At 73.2% G+C, this 16,998-nt stretch carries 11 protein-coding genes; 8 read left to right on the top strand and 3 right to left on the bottom strand.

Translation table 11 applies throughout. The features are described 5' to 3' along the window. Positions 1-84: 84 nt before the first annotated feature. From ald to DFQ13_RS10500, 8 genes are all read left to right on the top strand, one after another. Complete coding sequence (ald, locus tag DFQ13_RS10535) at positions 85-1,203, top strand: alanine dehydrogenase (RefSeq protein WP_110079613.1); 1,119 nt, start codon at positions 85-87, stop codon at positions 1,201-1,203. A 501-nt stretch (positions 1,204-1,704) separates the two neighbouring features. Continuing rightward, complete coding sequence (locus tag DFQ13_RS35560; RefSeq protein ID WP_255683120.1) at positions 1,705-1,833, top strand: hypothetical protein; 129 nt, start codon at positions 1,705-1,707, stop codon at positions 1,831-1,833. Next, positions 1,830-2,315, top strand: coding sequence for a hypothetical protein (locus DFQ13_RS33705; protein WP_181399911.1), 486 nt, complete (start codon positions 1,830-1,832; stop codon positions 2,313-2,315). Before DFQ13_RS35560 ends, DFQ13_RS33705 begins: the two co-directional genes overlap by 4 nt. Positions 2,316-2,406: 91 nt before the next feature. Continuing rightward, positions 2,407-3,729 (top strand): ABC transporter ATP-binding protein, encoded by a 1,323-nt coding sequence (locus DFQ13_RS10520; RefSeq protein WP_181399924.1) that lies wholly within the window; start codon positions 2,407-2,409, stop codon positions 3,727-3,729. Further along, positions 3,729-4,640: an ABC transporter permease gene (locus DFQ13_RS10515; RefSeq protein ID WP_110079610.1), complete on the top strand. Its 912-nt coding sequence runs from the start codon at positions 3,729-3,731 to the stop codon at positions 4,638-4,640. The genes DFQ13_RS10520 and DFQ13_RS10515 overlap by 1 nt, the downstream gene beginning before the upstream one ends. Before the next feature lie 139 nt (positions 4,641-4,779). Continuing rightward, positions 4,780-8,577: an ABC transporter ATP-binding protein gene (locus DFQ13_RS10510; RefSeq protein ID WP_407643151.1), complete on the top strand. Its 3,798-nt coding sequence runs from the start codon at positions 4,780-4,782 to the stop codon at positions 8,575-8,577. Positions 8,578-8,956: 379 nt separating this feature from the next. Continuing rightward, on the top strand, positions 8,957-12,715 hold the full coding sequence (locus DFQ13_RS10505; protein WP_110079609.1) for a multifunctional oxoglutarate decarboxylase/oxoglutarate dehydrogenase thiamine pyrophosphate-binding subunit/dihydrolipoyllysine-residue succinyltransferase subunit: 3,759 nt from the start codon (positions 8,957-8,959) through the stop codon (positions 12,713-12,715). Positions 12,716-12,788: 73 nt separating this feature from the next. Further along, on the top strand, positions 12,789-12,968 hold the full coding sequence (locus DFQ13_RS10500) for a DUF6104 family protein (RefSeq protein ID WP_110079608.1): 180 nt from the start codon (positions 12,789-12,791) through the stop codon (positions 12,966-12,968). 9 nt (positions 12,969-12,977) lie between these two features. Here DFQ13_RS10500 and hutI read toward each other — a convergent pair whose 3' ends face one another. Genes hutI through DFQ13_RS10485 form a run of 3 tightly spaced genes read right to left on the bottom strand, consistent with a single transcriptional unit; the run spans position 12,978 to position 16,815 of the window. Further along, on the bottom strand, positions 12,978-14,129 hold the full coding sequence (gene hutI / locus DFQ13_RS10495; protein ID WP_110079743.1) for an imidazolonepropionase: 1,152 nt from the start codon (positions 14,127-14,129) through the stop codon (positions 12,978-12,980). Further along, the gene (locus DFQ13_RS10490) at positions 14,126-15,637 is read right to left on the bottom strand and encodes a formimidoylglutamate deiminase (RefSeq protein ID WP_110079607.1); all 1,512 of its coding nucleotides are present in this window, start codon (positions 15,635-15,637) and stop codon (positions 14,126-14,128) included. Before DFQ13_RS10490 ends, hutI begins: the two co-directional genes overlap by 4 nt. Continuing rightward, entirely contained in the window at positions 15,634-16,815 is a 1,182-nt protein-coding gene (locus DFQ13_RS10485) for an allantoate amidohydrolase (RefSeq protein ID WP_233438341.1), read from the bottom strand. The genes DFQ13_RS10490 and DFQ13_RS10485 overlap by 4 nt, the downstream gene beginning before the upstream one ends. Between the last annotated feature and the right edge of the window lie 183 nt (positions 16,816-16,998).

Below are 16,998 nucleotides of genomic sequence, written 5' to 3'. Positions count from 1 at the left end.
GTGCCCGGCGCACGATGACAACCGGGGTCGGCGGGGAGACCGTGGTACAGGACACCCTGAGCCACGAGCGAGAGGACCACCCCGGTGAAGATCGCTGTTCCCCGTGAGATCAAGAACCACGAGTACCGCGTGGCGCTGACCCCGGCGGGCGCGCACGAGTTGACCACCCGCGGCCACGACGTGTTCGTCGAGGCGGGCGCGGGCGAGGGGTCGGCGATCACCGACGCCGAGTACACCGGCGCGGGCGCCAAGGTGCTGCCGTCGGCGGAGGAGGTGTGGGCCGAGGGCGAGCTGGTGCTCAAGGTCAAGGAGCCGATCGCCGAGGAGTACCCGAGGCTGCGCGCGGACCAGGTGCTGTTCACCTACCTGCACCTGGCCGCCGACGAGCCGCTGACGAGGGCCCTGCTGGCGGCGGGCACCACCGCCATCGCCTACGAGACCGTCCAGACCCCCACCGGCGCGCTGCCCCTGCTGGCACCGATGTCGGAGGTGGCGGGCAGGCTGGCCCCGCAGGTGGGCGCGTTCGCCCTGATGCGCCCCTCCGGCGGCCGGGGCGTGCTCCCCGGCGGCGTCCCCGGCGTGCTCCCCGCCCGGGTCGTGGTCATCGGCGGCGGCGTCGCGGGCGTCAACGCGGCGACGATCGCACTGGGCATGGGCGCCGAAGTCCAGGTGCTCGACACCAACGTCGACCGCCTCCGCCAGATCGACGCCCAGTTCAACGGCCGAGTACGCACCCTCACCTCAAACCGCTACGCGGTGGAAGAGGCCGCGAGGGAAGCCGACCTCGTCATCGGCGCGGTCCTGGTCCCCGGCGCCAAGGCCCCCAAGCTCATCACCACCGACCTGGTGGCGCACATGCGCCCCGGCTCGGTCCTCGTCGACATCGCCATCGACCAGGGCGGCTGCTTCGAGGACTCCCACCCCACAACCCACGACACGCCCACCTACCCCGTCCACAACTCCCTCTTCTACTGCGTCGCCAACATGCCCGGCGCAGTCCCCCGAACCAGCACCTACGCCCTCACGAACGCAACCCTCCCCCACGCCCTCACCCTCGCAGACCAGGGCTGGCACAAGGCCCTGACCACCAACCCCACCCTCACCCCCGGCCTGAACACCCACGCAGGCCACCTGACAAACCCCCCCGTAGCCCAAGCCCACACCCTCCCCCACACCCCCCTAAACACCCTCCTGGAGAACTAGCCCCACTCCACCCCAAATTCATCCAACCACCGGACGACCCACCCCACTTCCCTTACCCACCAAGACACGCTGGTCCAGCAACCAACCACACCGCGGTAAGCCCAACCGAACCACGCTGGTTCAGGAACCAACCGCACCGTGGGGGTCCGGGGGGTCGCCCCCCGGGGGGAAATGACGAGACCCCCCGGCGAAGCGCGAAGCGCGAGCAGGGGGCCTCAGGGTCGAGGGCGGCCCGCTCAACCAGCCTGGGGGTCACTGGGAGCGGGCCGCCACCTACAGCTTAGGCATAGAACCCCGGCTGTGCCTACGCGGGGGTGCCGATGAGTCGCGATTACTTGTTCACCGACCACCGACACTTTCGAGTGAGAAACCTGGCAATGGGGTGATGGGCGGGTCGGGGACCTGTGGGGTCGGGGGTGTGGCGCCGATGTCGGGTGGGTGATGGAGCCTCGGTGGTGTGTCGGTTGTCATGATCCGTTCGGCCGGGATCGGGCGCTGACGGTGCTGGTGGAGGACGACCTGGTGCTGTTGGTGCCGCCGCCGGGTGCGTCGGCGGTCTTGTCGGCGCAGCAGACCCGGTCGTTGGGTGTGGTGTTGGCGGAGGTCGCCGAGCGGGTGGGTGCGCCGTGACCGGCTTCGGCGACCCGTCCCCGGACGGCCCGCCTCCGATCGGCTCCGACCCGCCCGGTCCGGTTTCGGCGGGCGGCGGCCTCGACGGCGACTCCGACGGCGCGCTGCGGTCGGCGGTGCTGCGCAGGCTGGCGCTGCTGGACGAGGCCGCGGACACCGCGGACGCCTCGACCTTGCTGCCGTTGGCGCGCAGCGAGATCACCCGGCTCGCGCAGGGGTGGCGGTTGCTGCTGACGGTGCACCAGCCGGACGAGGGCGGCCGCTGCCCGGCGTGCCCGGCGGTGGCCTGGCGCGGCGGCCGGGGGCGCAGTTGGCCGTGCCCGGTGTGGCGGATGGCCCACGACCACCTGATCGGCGAGGGCATGGTGCTGCGCCGGGGCAGGCGCCGCCGGGCGGAGCTGCCGGTGGACGGTGTGGTGCGCGGCGCGGGCGGCGAGGTGGTGGCCCGGCTGTACCCGGCTCCCCGCGCGCACCCGGGCTGATCCGGCACGGGTTTCCCCATGTGCCCGGCGCGGGACCACCCGCATGGGGCAAGATGGCCGCCACGACATGCCAGGCGAGCTGGAGGGGTCCGTGCAGGACGGCAGTGGCCGCATCGTGGTGCAGAACCTGAGCAAGAACTTCGGGCCGATACCAGCGGTGCAGAACCTCAGTTTCCAGGTGGAACCCGGGTCGGTGACCGGGTTCCTCGGTCCCAACGGCGCGGGCAAGACCACCACCCTGCGGATGATCCTCGGGTTGGTGACACCGACCTCGGGGACCGCGACGATCAACGGCGAGCCGTTCGCGCGGCTGGGCAACCCGGGTCGGATCGTGGGCGCGGTGCTGGAGGCCCAGGGCTTCCACCCGGGGCGCACCGCCCTCAACCACCTCCGGGTCTACACCGCCGCCATGGGCATCGCGGATTCCCGCGCCATGGAGGTGCTGCAACTGGTGGGCCTGGGCGCCGCCGCGAACCGCGCGGCGGGGGCGTTCTCCCTCGGCATGAAGCAGCGCTTGGCGCTGGCGACCGCGCTGCTGGGCGACCCGCAGGTGCTGGTGCTCGACGAGCCCGCGAACGGGTTGGACCCGGAGGGCATCGCCTGGCTGCGGCAGTTCCTCAAGGCGTACGCGGCGGCCGGGCGCACCGTGCTGATCTCCAGCCACCTGCTGGCCGAGGTGGAGCAGACGATCGACCAGGTGGTGATCGTCAGCCGCGGCCAGACCATGTTCTACGGGCGCCTCGACGACCTGCGCGCCTCCCAGCAGGCCCGGGTGCTGGTGACCCCGGCGGACCCGGGTGCGCTGGCGAACGCGTTGCAGGCGGCGGGGATGACGAACCTGTCGCCGCTGCCCGACGGCCGGATCGCGGTGGTGGGCGCGAGCGTGCAGCAGGTGGGCGACGCGGCGGCGAAGGCCGGGGTGGCGCTCTACGGCGTGCAGGAGGAGCGGGTCGACCTGGAGCAGTTGTTCTTCCGGCTGACCAACGGCCAGTATTCGGCTCCCGGCTTCGCCCCGCCGGGCGGGCCCTACCAGCAGCCGGGCGGCCACCAGCCCCCCGGCGGGTTCGCCCAGCCCGTCTACCAGCAGCAGCCGCCGCAATACCAGCAGCCCCAGTACCAGCAGCCCCAGTACCAGCAGCCGTACCAGCAGGCGCCGTACCAGCAGCCGCAGGCGCCCTCGCCCTACCAGGCCCCGTCGCCGTACCAGCCGCCGCAGCAGCAGGTCCAGCCGGTCGTGGTGCCGCCCGCGCCGACCGCGCCGGGCGTCCCCGGGGAACCGGCACCGGCACCGCCCGCGTCCGACTTCGGCGGTGACGCCGACGTGACCCAGACGGTGTCGGACCCGACCGCCGGTCCGTCGGGCGCGACGGCCGACCCGAAGCAGGACCCGAACGGCCAGGGGGGCGGCAACTGATGGTCAAGCTGATCAACGCGGAGTTCCGCAAGATCTTCACCACCAAGCTGTGGTGGGCGCTGCTGATCCCGGCGCTGGTGCTGTCGCTGCTGTGGGCGTGGGCGGCGTCCGCGCTGACCTCCGGGATCGCCGACGAGGTCAACCGGTCGACGCTGTTCCAGCAGGCCGACATCAGCTTCGAGGAGGTGTCCTGGTCGGTGATCGCGCTGGCCCGGGGCATGAACATCTCCTCGATCTTCCCGATGGTGTTCGGCGCGCTGGGGATGGCGAGCGAGCTGAGCCGCCGCACGATCACGACCACGTTCCTGACCGCGCCGTCGCGGGTGTCGGTGCTGGGCGCGAAGGCGGTCACCTACCTGGTGTGGGGTGTGGTCTTCGGTGTGGTGATCAGCGTCGGGGTGAGCGTGGGCACGCTGTTCGGCTCGGACTCCAACTACCTGCCCAACGCCGCGGACTGGATGCTGACGCTGGTCGCGGGCGTGCTGATGTGCGTGCTGTGGACGCTGGTCGGCCTCGGGTTCGGCGCCCTGGTGGGCAGCCCGGTCGGCGCGCTGGTGTCGCTGCTGGTCTACGCGCTGATCATCGGGCCGGTGCTGGAGGTGTTCCTGGCGAACTCGGGCGCGGCGGGCCTGGAGGCCCTCGCGGGCCTGATGCCCAACGGCTCGGCCAACGGCCTGACGAGTTCGACGGCGGCGGCGCTGCTGTTCGACCAGATCCAGACGCTGGTGCTGGACCAGGGCGGGGTGCCCGCCTCCGCGGACGTCAAGGAGAACTTCGACGAGGTGATGCGGTTGGCCGCGGGGGCGCCGGGCGCGTACTCGCTGTGGGTCAGCGGCCTGGTCTTCCTCGGGTGGACCGCGATCTTCTTCGGGACCGGGATGCTGCGGAACAAGAGCCGCGACATCACCTGATCCACCGCCGTGCCCGAGTTGTCCCGCTGAGTTGTCCCCCTGAGTTGTCCACAGGGCGGTTCGGCACTGTTCCACCAGTTGTCCACAGGCGCGGGCAGCTCCCCACCACGGGGGGCTGTCCGCGCCTACTGTTGTTGGCGTGCCCGAGAACAACGCCCCCGGTTGGATTCGCAAGCTCTGGACCGCCTGTTGGCGGCACCGCAGGCTGGTGCTGCTGTCGATGGTCGCGTCCGTCGTCGGCGTCGGCTTCCAGGCCGCCGGTCCGCTGCTGGTGAAGTTCGTCGTCGACGACGCGGTGGCGGGTGGGACGGCGCGGCTGGCCTGGCTGGTGGCGGCCATGGTGGGGATGGAGGTGCTGTCCTTCGGCAGCGCGTTCCTGCGCCGGTACCTGGGCGGCAGGCTGGCCCTGGACGTGCAGCACGACCTGCGCCAGGCGGTGTTCGGCGCGGTGCAGCGGCTCGACGGCGGCAAGCAGGACGCGCTGCGGACCGGGCAGGTGGTGTCCCGGTCGATCACCGACCTGCAACTGGTGCAGGGGCTGTTGATGATGGTGCCGCTGTCGGTGGGCACGGTGGTGTTCGCGCTGGCCGCGCTGGGGGCGATGCTCTACCTGTCGCCGTTGCTCACGGTGGTGGCGCTGGTGGTGACACCGGTGGTGGCCCACGTGGCGGCGCGCAGCCGCAAGACGCTGTTCCCGGCCACCTGGTCGGCGCAGCAGCGGGCGGCCGACCTGGCCCAGCACGTGGAGGAGAGCGTCACCGGGGTCCGGGTGGTCAAGGGCTTCGGGCAGGAGGCGCGGGAGGTCGCCCGGCTGGAGAAGGCGGCCAGGGTGCTGTTCGGCGAGCGGATGCGGTCGGCGCGGCTGACCTCGCGGCCCGCGGCGACCCTGGTGGCGATGCCGTCGGCCGGGCAGGTGGCGGTGCTGGCCCTCGGCGGGTACCTGGCGCTGGACGGGCAGGTCACGCTGGGCACGTTCCTGGCCTTCGCCAGCTACGTGGCGAACCTGGTCGGCCCGACCCGGCTGCTGGCCGGGCTGCTGGTCAACGCGCAGTTGGCCAGGGCCGGGGTGGAGCGGGTGTACGAGCTGATCGACTCGCAGCCGGACGTGGTGGACAAGCCGGACGCGGTCGACGTGCCGGACGGGCCGGTCGGGGTCGAGCTGGACGGGACCTCCTTCGGCTACACCCGCAGCGAACCGGTGCTCGACGGGGTGTCGCTGCGGGTGTCCCCGGGGGAGACGCTGGCGCTGGTGGGCACGGCCGGGTCGGGCAAGTCGACGGTGTCGCTGCTGCTGCCCCGGTTCTACGACGTGCAGGCGGGTGCCGTCCGGGTCGGCGGGGTGGACGTGCGCGACCTGCGGCTGTCGTCGCTGCGGCACGCGGTCGGGGTGGTGTTCGAGGAGGCGTTCCTGTTCTCCGACAGCATCCGGGCCAACATCGCCTACGGCAGGCCGGACGCCACCGGCGCCGAGGTCGAGGCCGCGGCGCGGGCGGCGCAGGCGCACGACTTCGTCACCGCCCTGCCCGAGGGCTACGACACGGTCGTCGGCGAGCGCGGGCTGACCCTCTCCGGCGGGCAGCGGCAGCGGGTCGCGCTGGCGCGGGCGCTGCTGTCGGACCCCAGGGTGCTGGTGCTCGACGACGCCACCTCGGCGGTGGACACGGCCACCGAGGCCGCCATCCACGACACGCTGCGGGAGGTCACCGAGCAGCGCACGACGCTGCTGATCGCGCACCGGCGCTCGACGCTGTCGCTGGCCGACCGGATCGCGGTGCTGGACGCGGGCCGGGTGGTCGACGTGGGCACGCACGCGGAGCTGACCGCCCGCTGCGAGCTGTACCGGGCGCTGCTGGCCGGGCCGGACGACGCGATCGAGGACCCGACCCGGCGCGACCGGCGCGAACTGGTGGCCGGGCCGGACGGGACCACCCCGGCGCTGTGGCCGGAACCGGTGGCCGACGCGGTGGGCGCGGGCAGCGCCCGCGCGGCCGCCGACGTCGGCGGGCGGATGGGCGGCATGGGCCCCGGCGGGGCCGCGCTGGGCGGGATGCCGCCGACGGAGGAGCTGCTGGCCCAGGTCGAGGCGCTGCCACCGGCCACGGAGGAGCCGGACCTGGGGGGCGAGGACCCGACCGCGCCGGACCCGGGGTTCCGGCTGCGGCGGTTGCTGCGGCCCGCGCGGGCGGCGTTGCTGGTGGTGCTGGGCCTGGTCGTCCTGGACTCGGTGACGGCGATCGCCCTGCCCGCGCTGATCCGCACCGGGGTCGACTCCGGGGTGCTCACCGGGACGGCGGGCGCGCTGTGGGTGGCGACCGCGGTGGCGGCGGTGCTGGTGGTGGTGATGTGGCTGAACACGGCCGCGACCACCGTGCTCACCGCCCGGGTCGGTGAGCGGCTGCTGTACCTGCTGCGGGTGCGCAGCTTCGCCCACCTGCAACGGCTGGGGCTGGACTACTACGAGCGCGAGCTGGCCGGGCGGATCATGACCCGGATGACCACCGACGTGGACGCCCTGTCGACGTTCCTGCAGACCGGGCTCACCTCGGCCGCGGCGGGTCTGCTGACGGTGGTGGCGGTGACGGGGGCGCTGCTGGTGACCGACCTGGAGCTGGCCTGGGTGGCGCTGGCGGTGCTGCCGGTGGTGATCGCGGCGACGGTGGTGTTCCAGCGGCTGTCGTCGCGGGCGTACGCGGAGGCCCGCGAGCGGGTCAGCGCGGTCAACGCCGACATGCAGGAGAACGTGTCCGGGCTGCGGGTGGCGCAGGCGTTCACCCGCGAGGGCCGGTCCGCGGAGGTGTTCGCCGAGCGCAGCGACGCCTACCGGCGGAGCAGGCTGCGGGCGCAGCGCTACATCGCCACCTACTTCCCGTTCGTCACCATGCTGTCCGGGCTGGCGCAGGCGGCGGTGCTGGTGGTGGGCGCGCACGCGGTGGCCGACGGGTCGCTGACCCCGGGGGTGCTGCTGGCGTTCCTGCTGTACCTGGGGCTGTTCTTCGCGCCGGTGCAGCAGCTCTCCGGGGTGTTCGACGGCTACCAGCAGGCCAGGGTCGGGTTGCGGCGGATCTCCGAGCTGCTGCGCACGCCGACGTCGGTGGCCCCGCCCGCCGATCCGGTGCCGGTGCCGGAGCGGCTGGACGGCGCGGTCGAGCTGCGCGGGGTGAGCTTCCGCTACCCGGGCACCGACACGCCCGCGGTCTCCGACATCGACCTGGTGGTCCGGCCCGGTGAGACGGTGGCGCTGGTGGGTGCGACCGGTGCGGGGAAGTCGACCGTGGTGAAGCTGATCGCCCGGTTCTACGACCCGACCGGGGGCAGCGTGCTGGTCGACGGGGTCGACCTGCGCGAGTACGACCTGTCCGGCTACCACCAGCGGCTGGGCGTGGTGCCGCAGGAGGCGCACCTGTTCACCGGCGACGTCGCGCGCAACGTCGGCTACGGCGACCCCGGGGCGCCGCCCGCCCGGGTGGAGGCGGCGGTGCGCGCGGTCGGGGCCCTGGACATGGTCGCCACGTTGCCCGCCGGGTTCCGCCAGCCGGTGGGTGAGCGCGGGCAGGGCCTGTCCGCCGGGCAGCGGCAGCTCGTGGCGCTGGCCAGGGCGGAGCTGGTGCGACCGGACATCCTGCTGCTCGACGAGGCCACCGCCGCGCTCGACCCGGCCACCGAGGGGCAGGTGCTGGCGGCCAGTGAGCGGCTGGCGCGGCGGCGGACGACGTTCGTGGTGGCGCACCGGCTGGCGACCGCGGCCAGGGCGGACACCATCGTCGTGCTCGACGGCGGGCGGGTCGTGGAGCAGGGCGGGCACGCGGAGCTGCTGGCGCGGGGCGGGTACTACGCGCGGCTGTGGGAGCTGGGGACGGCCGAGCCCGCGCACGGCCTGTCCGGGCAGCGCCGACCGGACGCCGAGCAGATGGTGCCGCTCGTCGACGAACGGGGGTGAGCGGAGGAATGAAACGGACGAAACGGAAACTTAACCTGGGCGCCCAACCCGGTTCGACACGCCTGAACAGGGTAGACCTGCTGGGCCGAACAGCCCAGGACGATCGGTCCGGTGCGCCCCCTCCGGGAAGCGGTGCCACCCCGGGTGGCGGCCGGTCAGCCGCGTCGCAACACCGCGCCTGTCCGGGAACAACCGTCCGGCGCTCACGATCGGCCGCTCATCGGCCGGACGGCGCACGGGATCGGTCTCTCGAACGATCCAGTGCATGAGGTGCCTCACGGCCCCCCGGTTGGCTGCCATCTCGCCAACGGGGAGGACTAGCCTGGCGAAGAGTTGTGCTCATTACCAGATCGAGAATGGATAGAGGCGAGAGCCAGCCGTGTCCAGCAGCAGTCCCGCGTCACAGTTCGGTGCCAACGAGTGGCTCGTCGAGGAGATGTACGAACAGTTCCTCGCCGACCCCCAGTCGGTAGACTCCGCGTGGCACGATTTCTTCGCGGACTACAAGCCCACCCCGCGCGCCGGTGCCGCGCAGGCCGAGGCGGGGAGTGACACGGCGAGCGCGAACAGCGCGTCCGCCACGGCCACCGCCACCCGGCCCGCCCCGGCCAAGCCCGCCACGAACGGCAGCGCGCCCAAGGCCGCCGCCCCGGCCGAGCCCCCGGCCGCGAAGCCCCCGGCGGCGGTGACCCCCACCACGACCCCGGCGACCAAGCCCGCGGCACCCGCGAAGTCGGCCACCCCGCCGCCCGCGAAGCCCCCGGCCAAGCCCGCCGGGCCCGGCGCCGAGGAGCGCAAGCCGCTGCGCGGCCCGGCCGCGGCCATCGCCAAGAACATGAACGCCTCGCTGTCGCTGCCGACCGCGACCAGCGTGCGCGCGGTTCCGGCGAAGCTGCTGGCGGACAACCGCATCGTGATCAACAACCACCTCAAGCGCAGCCGGGGCGGGAAGGTCTCCTTCACCCACCTCATCGGCTACGCCATGCTGCGCGCGCTCGCGGCGTACCCGAACATGAACCGGCACTACGCCGAGGCGGACGGCAAGGCCTTCGCGGTCACGCCGGAGCACGTGAACTTCGGCCTCGCCATCGACCTCGCGGGCAAGGACGGCGCCCGCAACCTGGTCGTCGCCTCCATCAAGGGCTGCGAGGCGATGACCTTCAGCCAGTTCTGGCAGGCCTACGAGGACGTCATCCGCAAGGCCCGCAACGGCGCGCTGACCGCCGACGACTTCGCGGGCACCACGATCTCGCTGACCAACCCCGGCGGCATCGGCACCAACCACTCGGTGCCGCGGCTGTCGGTCGGGCAGGGCACGATCCTGGGCGTCGGCGCGATGGAGTACCCCGCGCCGTTCCAGGGCGCCAGCGAGAAGACGCTGGTCGAGATGGGCATCAGCAAGATCATCACGCTGACGTCCACCTACGACCACCGGATCATCCAGGGCGCGGAGTCCGGCGAGTTCCTGCGCGAGATCCACCGCCTGCTGCTGGGCGAGGACGGGTTCTACGACGACATCTTCACCTCGCTGCGGATTCCCTACGAGCCGATCCGCTGGACCGAGGACCTCGCCACCGAGGGCGTCGACAAGACCGCCAGGGTCATCGCGCTGATCGACGCGTACCGCACCCGCGGCCACCTGATGGCCGACACCGACCCGCTGAACTACCGCCAGCGCAAGCACGACGACCTCGACGTGCTCTCGCACGGGCTGACCCTCTGGGACCTCGACCGCGAGTTCCCCGTCGGCGGCTTCGCGGGCAAGGAGCGGATGAAGCTGCGCGACGTCCTCGGCGTCCTGCGCGACTCCTACTGCCGCACCGTCGGCGTGGAGTACACCTACATCCTCGACCCCGCCGAGCGGCGCTGGATTCAGGACCGGGTGGAGGTCGCGCACGAGAAGCCCCCGACGGCCGTGCAGAAGTACGTGCTGTCGAAGCTGAACGCGGCCGAGGCGTTCGAGACGTTCCTGCAGACCAAGTACGTGGGGCAGAAGCGGTTCTCGCTCGAGGGCGGCGAGTCGGTCATCCCGCTGCTGGACACCGTGCTGGACAAGGCCGCCGAGTACGAGCTCGACGAGGTCGTCATCGGGATGCCGCACCGCGGCCGCCTGAACGTGCTGGCCAACATCGTCGGCAAGCCCATCTCGCAGATCTTCCAGGAGTTCGAGGGCAACCTCGACCCCGGTCAGGCGCACGGCTCCGGCGACGTCAAGTACCACCTGGGCGCCGAGGGCAAGTACTTCCGGATGTTCGGCGACGGCGAGACCCGGGTGTCGCTGACGGCGAACCCGTCGCACCTGGAGACCGTCGACCCGGTGCTCGAGGGCATCGTCCGGGCCAAGCAGGACCTGCTCGACAAGGGCGACAACGTCGGAGTGGGCTTCTCGGTGCTCCCCGTCGCCCTGCACGGCGACGCCGCGTTCGCGGGCCAGGGCGTGGTGGCCGAGACGCTGAACCTGTCGCTGCTGCGCGGCTACCGCACCGGCGGCACCGTGCACGTGATCATCAACAACCAGGTCGGCTTCACCACCGCGCCGGAGCACTCGCGCTCCTCGCAGTACGCGACCGACGTGGCGAAGATGATCCAGGCGCCGGTGTTCCACGTGAACGGCGACGACCCGGAGGCCTGCTACTGGGTGGCCCGGCTGGCCATGGACTACCGGCAGACGTTCAACAAGGACGTCGTCATCGACCTGGTCTGCTACCGCCGCCGCGGGCACAACGAGGGCGACGACCCCTCGATGACCCAGCCCGGCATGTACGACATCATCGACACCAAGCGCTCGGTCCGCAAGGGCTACACCGAGGCGCTGATCGGCCGCGGCGACATCTCCGTCGAGGAGGCCGAGAAGGCGCTGCGCGACTTCTCCTCGCAGCTCGAGCACGTGTTCAACGAGGTGCGGGAGCTGGAGAAGCACCCGATCTCGCCGAGCCCGTCGGTGGAGTCCGAGCAGCAGGTCCCGGCGAAGCTGGCCACCGGCGTGGCCAGGGGGGTCCTGGAGCACATCGCCGACGCGCACGTGGCGGTGCCGGAGGGCTTCAACCCGCACCCCAGGGTCAAGCCGGTGCTGGAGCGCCGGGTGAAGATGGCCCGCGAGGGCGGCATCGACTGGGCGTTCGGCGAGCTGCTGGCGTTCGGGTCGCTGAACCTCGAGGGCCGGATGGTGCGGTTGGCGGGCCAGGACTCCCGGCGCGGCACGTTCACCCAGCGGCACGCCGCGGTGATCGACCGCAAGACCGGCAAGGAGTACCTGCCGCTGCAGAACCTGTCCGAGGACCAGGGCCGGTTCATGGTCTACGACTCGGCGCTGTCGGAGTACGCCGCGCTCGGCTTCGAGTACGGCTACTCGGTGGCCAACCCGGACGCGCTGGTGCTGTGGGAGGCGCAGTTCGGCGACTTCGTCAACGGCGCCCAGTCGGTCATCGACGAGTACATCTCCTCGTCGGAGGCCAAGTGGGGCCAGCTCTCCGACGTGGTGGTGCTGCTGCCGCACGGGCACGAGGGCCAGGGCCCCGACCACACCTCGGGCCGCATCGAGCGCTGGTTGCAGCTGTGCGCCGAGGGTTCGATGACCGTGGCCGTGCCGTCGACCCCGGCGAACTACTTCCACCTGCTGCGCCGCCACGCCCTCGACGGCGTGCAGCGGCCGATGGTCGTGTTCACCCCGAAGTCGATGCTCCGGAACAAGGCCGCCACCAGCCCGGTGGAGGACTTCCTGGAGGGCACCCGGTTCGAGTCGATCATCGACGACGCCGGTGTGCAGGACCCGGGCTCGATCACCAAGATCCTGTTCGTGTCCGGCAAGCTCTACTACGAGCTGGTGGCCGAGCGGGAGAAGCGCGGCGCCACCGACACCGCGATCGTCCGGGTGGAGCAGCTCTACCCGGTGCCGGAGAAGAAGTTCGGCGCGGTGTTCGAGCGCTACTCGGGCGCCCAGGACATCCGCTGGGTCCAGGAGGAGCCCGCGAACCAGGGTTCGTGGCCGTTCTACGGCCTGATCCTGCCGGAGCTGTTCCCGGACCGCATCACCCGCATCACCCGCGTCTCGCGGCGGCCGATGTCGGCCCCGTCGGCCGGGTCGAGCAAGGTGCACGAGCTGGAGCAGCGCGCCCTGATCGCCAAGGCGTTCGACTGAGTTGACCGCTGTTGTCGGGACCGCCGGGGAACGCACCACCCCCGGCGGTCCCGCCGTTTCGAGGAGTTTCGCCGTGTACTTCACCGATCGCGGTATCGAGGAGCTGGAGAACCGGCGCGGCGAGGACGAGGTCACCCTCGCCTGGCTGGCCGACCGGATGCGCGTCTTCGTCGACACCAACCCCGAGTTCGAGACCGCCGTCGAACGCCTCGCCACCTTCCTGGCCCGCGACGACGACGAGTTCGACGACTGACCGCCCGGCTCAGGGTGGGATGACCCGGGTCCCCCGTCGCCACACCGAGTGCGTCAGGGGGACGCCGGGGCGGTAGGCGAGGTGGGTGGCGCTGGGGGCGTCGAGGACGTGGATGTCGGCTCGCGCCCCCGGTGCCAGGTGTCCCACGTCCTGCCGGTTCAGGCTCCTGGCCGGGGTCCTGGTGGCGGCGGTGATCGCTTCGTCGACGGTCATGCGCATCTGCAGGACCGCGGTGGCCACGCAGAAGGCCATGGACGAGGTGTAGGAGCTGCCCGGGTTGCAGTTGGTGGCCAGGGCGACCGCGGCGCCCGCGTCGAGGAGGGCGCGGGCGTCGGGCAGGGGTTGGCGGGTGGACAGGTCGCAGGCCGGGAGCAGGGTGGCCACCGTCGTCGAGCCCGCCAGGGCGTCGACGTCCGCCGGGGCCAGGTGGGTGCAGTGGTCGACGCTGGCCGCGCCGAGTTCCACCGCCAGCCGCACGCCCGGACCGCGGCCGAGCTGGTTGCCGTGGACCCGCAGTCCCAGGCCCCGGGCCGCCGCGGCGGTGAGGACGGCGCGGGACCGCGACTCGTCGAAGGCACCGGTCTCGCAGAAGACGTCGGCCCAGCGCACGTGCGGGGCCACGGCGGCGAGCATGTCGCCCGCGGCCAGGGCGGTGTAGGCGCCCGCGTCGGCGCCGGGTGGAACGAGGTGGGCGCCGAGGTAGGTGACCTCGTCGACCTGCTCGGCGGCGAGGCGGGCCAGGCGGACCTCGTCGTCGACGGTCAGGCCGTAGCCGGTCTTGGTCTCCAGGCAGGTGGTGCCCTGCGCCAGGGCCTCGGCGACGTGGCGGCGGAGGTTGGCGCGGAGTTCGTCGTCGGTGGCGGCCCGGGTGGCGGCGACGGTGGTGGCGATCCCGCCCGCGGTGTAGGGCTCCCCGGCCATGCGGGCGGCGAACTCGGCCGTGCGGTCCCCCGCGAAGAGCAGGTGGGTGTGGCTGTCGACCCACCCGGGGAGCACGGCCCGCCCCCCGACGTCGACGCGGCTGTCGGCGGCGGGAGCGCGGGCGGCGGACCCGACCCAGGCGACGCGGTCGCCGTCGACGACCAGGGCGGCGCCGTGCAGGGTGGCGAGGTCGTCGTCCTGGGTGCGCAGTTCGGCGATGCCGGTGATGAGGGTGCTCACGGCCACAGCTCCGCGATCGCCTCGGCGAGGAGGGCCCCGACGTCGCCGAGGACGTGCCGCCCGCCGCGCACGACCTCCCGCCCACCCACGATGACCGTGTCCACATCGGACGCGGACGCGGCCAGGACCACCTGCTCGGGCAGGCTGCCTGCGGTCCGGACCGTGTCCAGGCGGAGGGCGACCAGGTCGGCGGGCGCACCGGCTTCGATGCGGCCACCCGCGTGCCCGAGGCTGTCGTACCCCGCGCTGGTCAGCGCGGTGACCAGCGCGTGCGGGCTGAGGCGCCCGCGCCGCCCGGTGCGGTGGCGCTCCCCGTGCTCCAGCGCGCGGGCCTCGGCCAGCGGGTCGACGACGGCGTGCTGGTCGCTGCCCAGGCAGAGGCGGGCGCCCGCGTCGAGGAGTTCGCGGGCGGGCCCGTGGCCGTCGGCGAGGTCACCCTCGGTGGTGGGGCAGAAGCAGACGTGGGAGCCCGCGAGGAGGCGGGTGTCGTCCGGGGTGAGGTGGGTGGCGTGGACGGCGGTGGTGCGCGGACCGAGGGCACCGGCCTCGGCGAGGAGCCGGGTGGGGGTGCACCCGTGGGCGGCGAGGCAGGCCGCGTTCTCGGCGGGCTGCTCGGACAGGTGCACGTGCAGCGGCCCGTCGAACGCGGCCACCTCGGGGATCTGGTCGCGCGGCACGGCGCGCACGGAGTGGATCGCCGCACCGACCACCACCATCGGACCCGGCCGGGCGGTGGCGCGGGCAGCCACCCCCGGAGTTGTCCACAGGCCACCCGCCACGGGTTCCGAAGTGTCGGCTGTGGACGGTAACGTTGAATTCGGGGGTCCCCCGGGGCTGATGATCTTGGTGGGGTCGGGTGCGGCGGCCTGCGGCGGCGGGGGTGCGCCCGCGCCGCGCGTGGGAGTGGCTGCCGGTGCCGGGGGGAAGCCGGCGTCGGTGGGGGGCGGGCGGAGGGCGGCGACCCGGTCGGCCCAGGCGGCGGCGGTGCCGTCGGAGAAGCGCCGCTGGGTCCGGGACAGGGGCTCGTCGATGCCGCCCGCGAGGTAGCAGGTGTCGAGGAGGGTGATGCGGATGCCCGCGTCGGCGGCGGCCTGGATGAGGGCGTTGCCCATGGCGTTGGGGTCGGCGTAGCGGGTGCCGCCGGGGGCGTGGTGCAGGTAGTGGAACTCGCCGACGGCGGTGATGCCCGCCAGGGCCATCTCGGCGTAGGCGGCGCGGGCGAGGCGGAGGTAGGAGTCGGGGTCCAGGCGGTCGGCGAGGGCGTACATGCGGTCGCGCCAGGTCCAGAAGGTGCCGCCGCCGCCGTGGGTGCGGCCGCGCAGGGCCCGGTGGAAGGCGTGGGAGTGGGTGTTGGCGAAGCCGGGGAAGACCATGCCGGGGAGCGGGCGGGCGTCGCCCCGGGGTTGCCCGGTGGTGACCCGGGTGATGGTGGCGCCGTCGGTGTCGATGCGGACGCCGGTGGCCGGGCCGGTGGGGAGCCAGGCGTGCGCGGCCCAGTGGGCGGTCATCGGGCGAGGTGGGCGAGCACGTCGGCGAGGGCTTCGGTGCCCGCGGCGCAGTCGGCGGGCTCGGCGAACTCCTCGGGCGCGTGGCTGACGCCGGTGGGGTTGCGCACGAACAGCATCGCGGTGCGGGTGTGCGCGGCGAGGACACCGGCGTCGTGGCCCGCGCCGGTGGGCAGGGCGGGGACGCCGCCGAGGGTGGCGGCCAGGTCGTCGCGGAGGGCGGGGTCGAAGTGCACGGTGTCGCCGTAGGACTCCTCGGTGACCTCGACGGTGCACCCCTCGTCCCGCGCGGCCCGGGTGGCCGCCTCGGTGACGGTGTGCACGACCGCGCGGGTGCGGGCGGTGTCGTGGGCGCGGGCGTCGAGCCACAGGTCCACCGCCGCGGCGATGACGTTGGTGCCACCGGGTACCGGCAGCAGCCGCCCCACGGTGGCGCGCGCCCCGCCGGTGGCGGCGGTCCGGGCGGCGAGCACGGTCGCGGCGGCGGCGAGCATCGGGTCGCGCCGGTCGGCCATCGGGGTGGCGCCCGCGTGGTTGCCCTCGCCCCGGAACCGGAACCGCCACCGCCCGTGCGCCAGGATCGACGACGCCACCCCGACCGGCGCCCCCAGGTCGACCAGCCCGCGCCCCTGCTCCACGTGCAGTTCGACGAAGGTGCCGATCCGCCGCAGCGCCTCCTCGTCGCGCCCCAGCCCGCCCGGGTCGACCCCGCAGGCGCGCACGGCCTCGGCGAGCGCGTTCCCGTCGGGGTCCTTGAGCGCCAGCGCCTCCTCCGGCGCGATGCTCCCGGTCAGCAACCGCGACCCCAGGCAGGCACTGCCGAACCGCCCACCCTCCTCCTCCACGAACACCACGACGGCCAGCGGCTTGGCGGGCGCGAACCCCCTGCCCCGCAGCAGGTCCACGGCGTTCAGCGCGGCGACCACCCCGAGCGGCCCGTCGAACGCACCACCCCCGGGCACCGAGTCGAGGTGGCTGCCGGTCACGACGGCCCCCTCCCCCGGCTCACCCCACCACGCCCAGACGTTGCCGTTGCGGTCGGTCTCGACCCCGAGCCCCCGCCGCCGCGCCTCGGCGGTGAACCACGCCCGCAACTCCAGGTCGACCCCCGTGAACCCGTGCCGCGTGAACCCCCCGCGCCGGTCCACCCCCACCCCGGCCAGGTCGTCGAGCGAAGTCACCGAGCACCCCCAACCCGCCAGGCTACCGCGTTCCCCTTGCCCCGCACCGAATCCATCCACAGCCCCAGGGGACCCCCCGGATTCAACGCTACCGCAGGGGTACGACACCCCGCCGCGCCCCATCCACAGCCCGCCGAAGCAGACCCCGAACCCCGGGCCACCGCAGAAAAGCCGGAACCCCCG

Source organism: Actinokineospora spheciospongiae, from assembly GCF_003182415.1.
Taxonomy (GTDB): Bacteria; Actinomycetota; Actinomycetes; order Mycobacteriales; family Pseudonocardiaceae; genus Actinokineospora; species Actinokineospora spheciospongiae.
The sequence above is the reverse complement of the archived record's forward strand: the minus strand, read 5'-3'. Positions and strand labels throughout refer to the sequence as shown.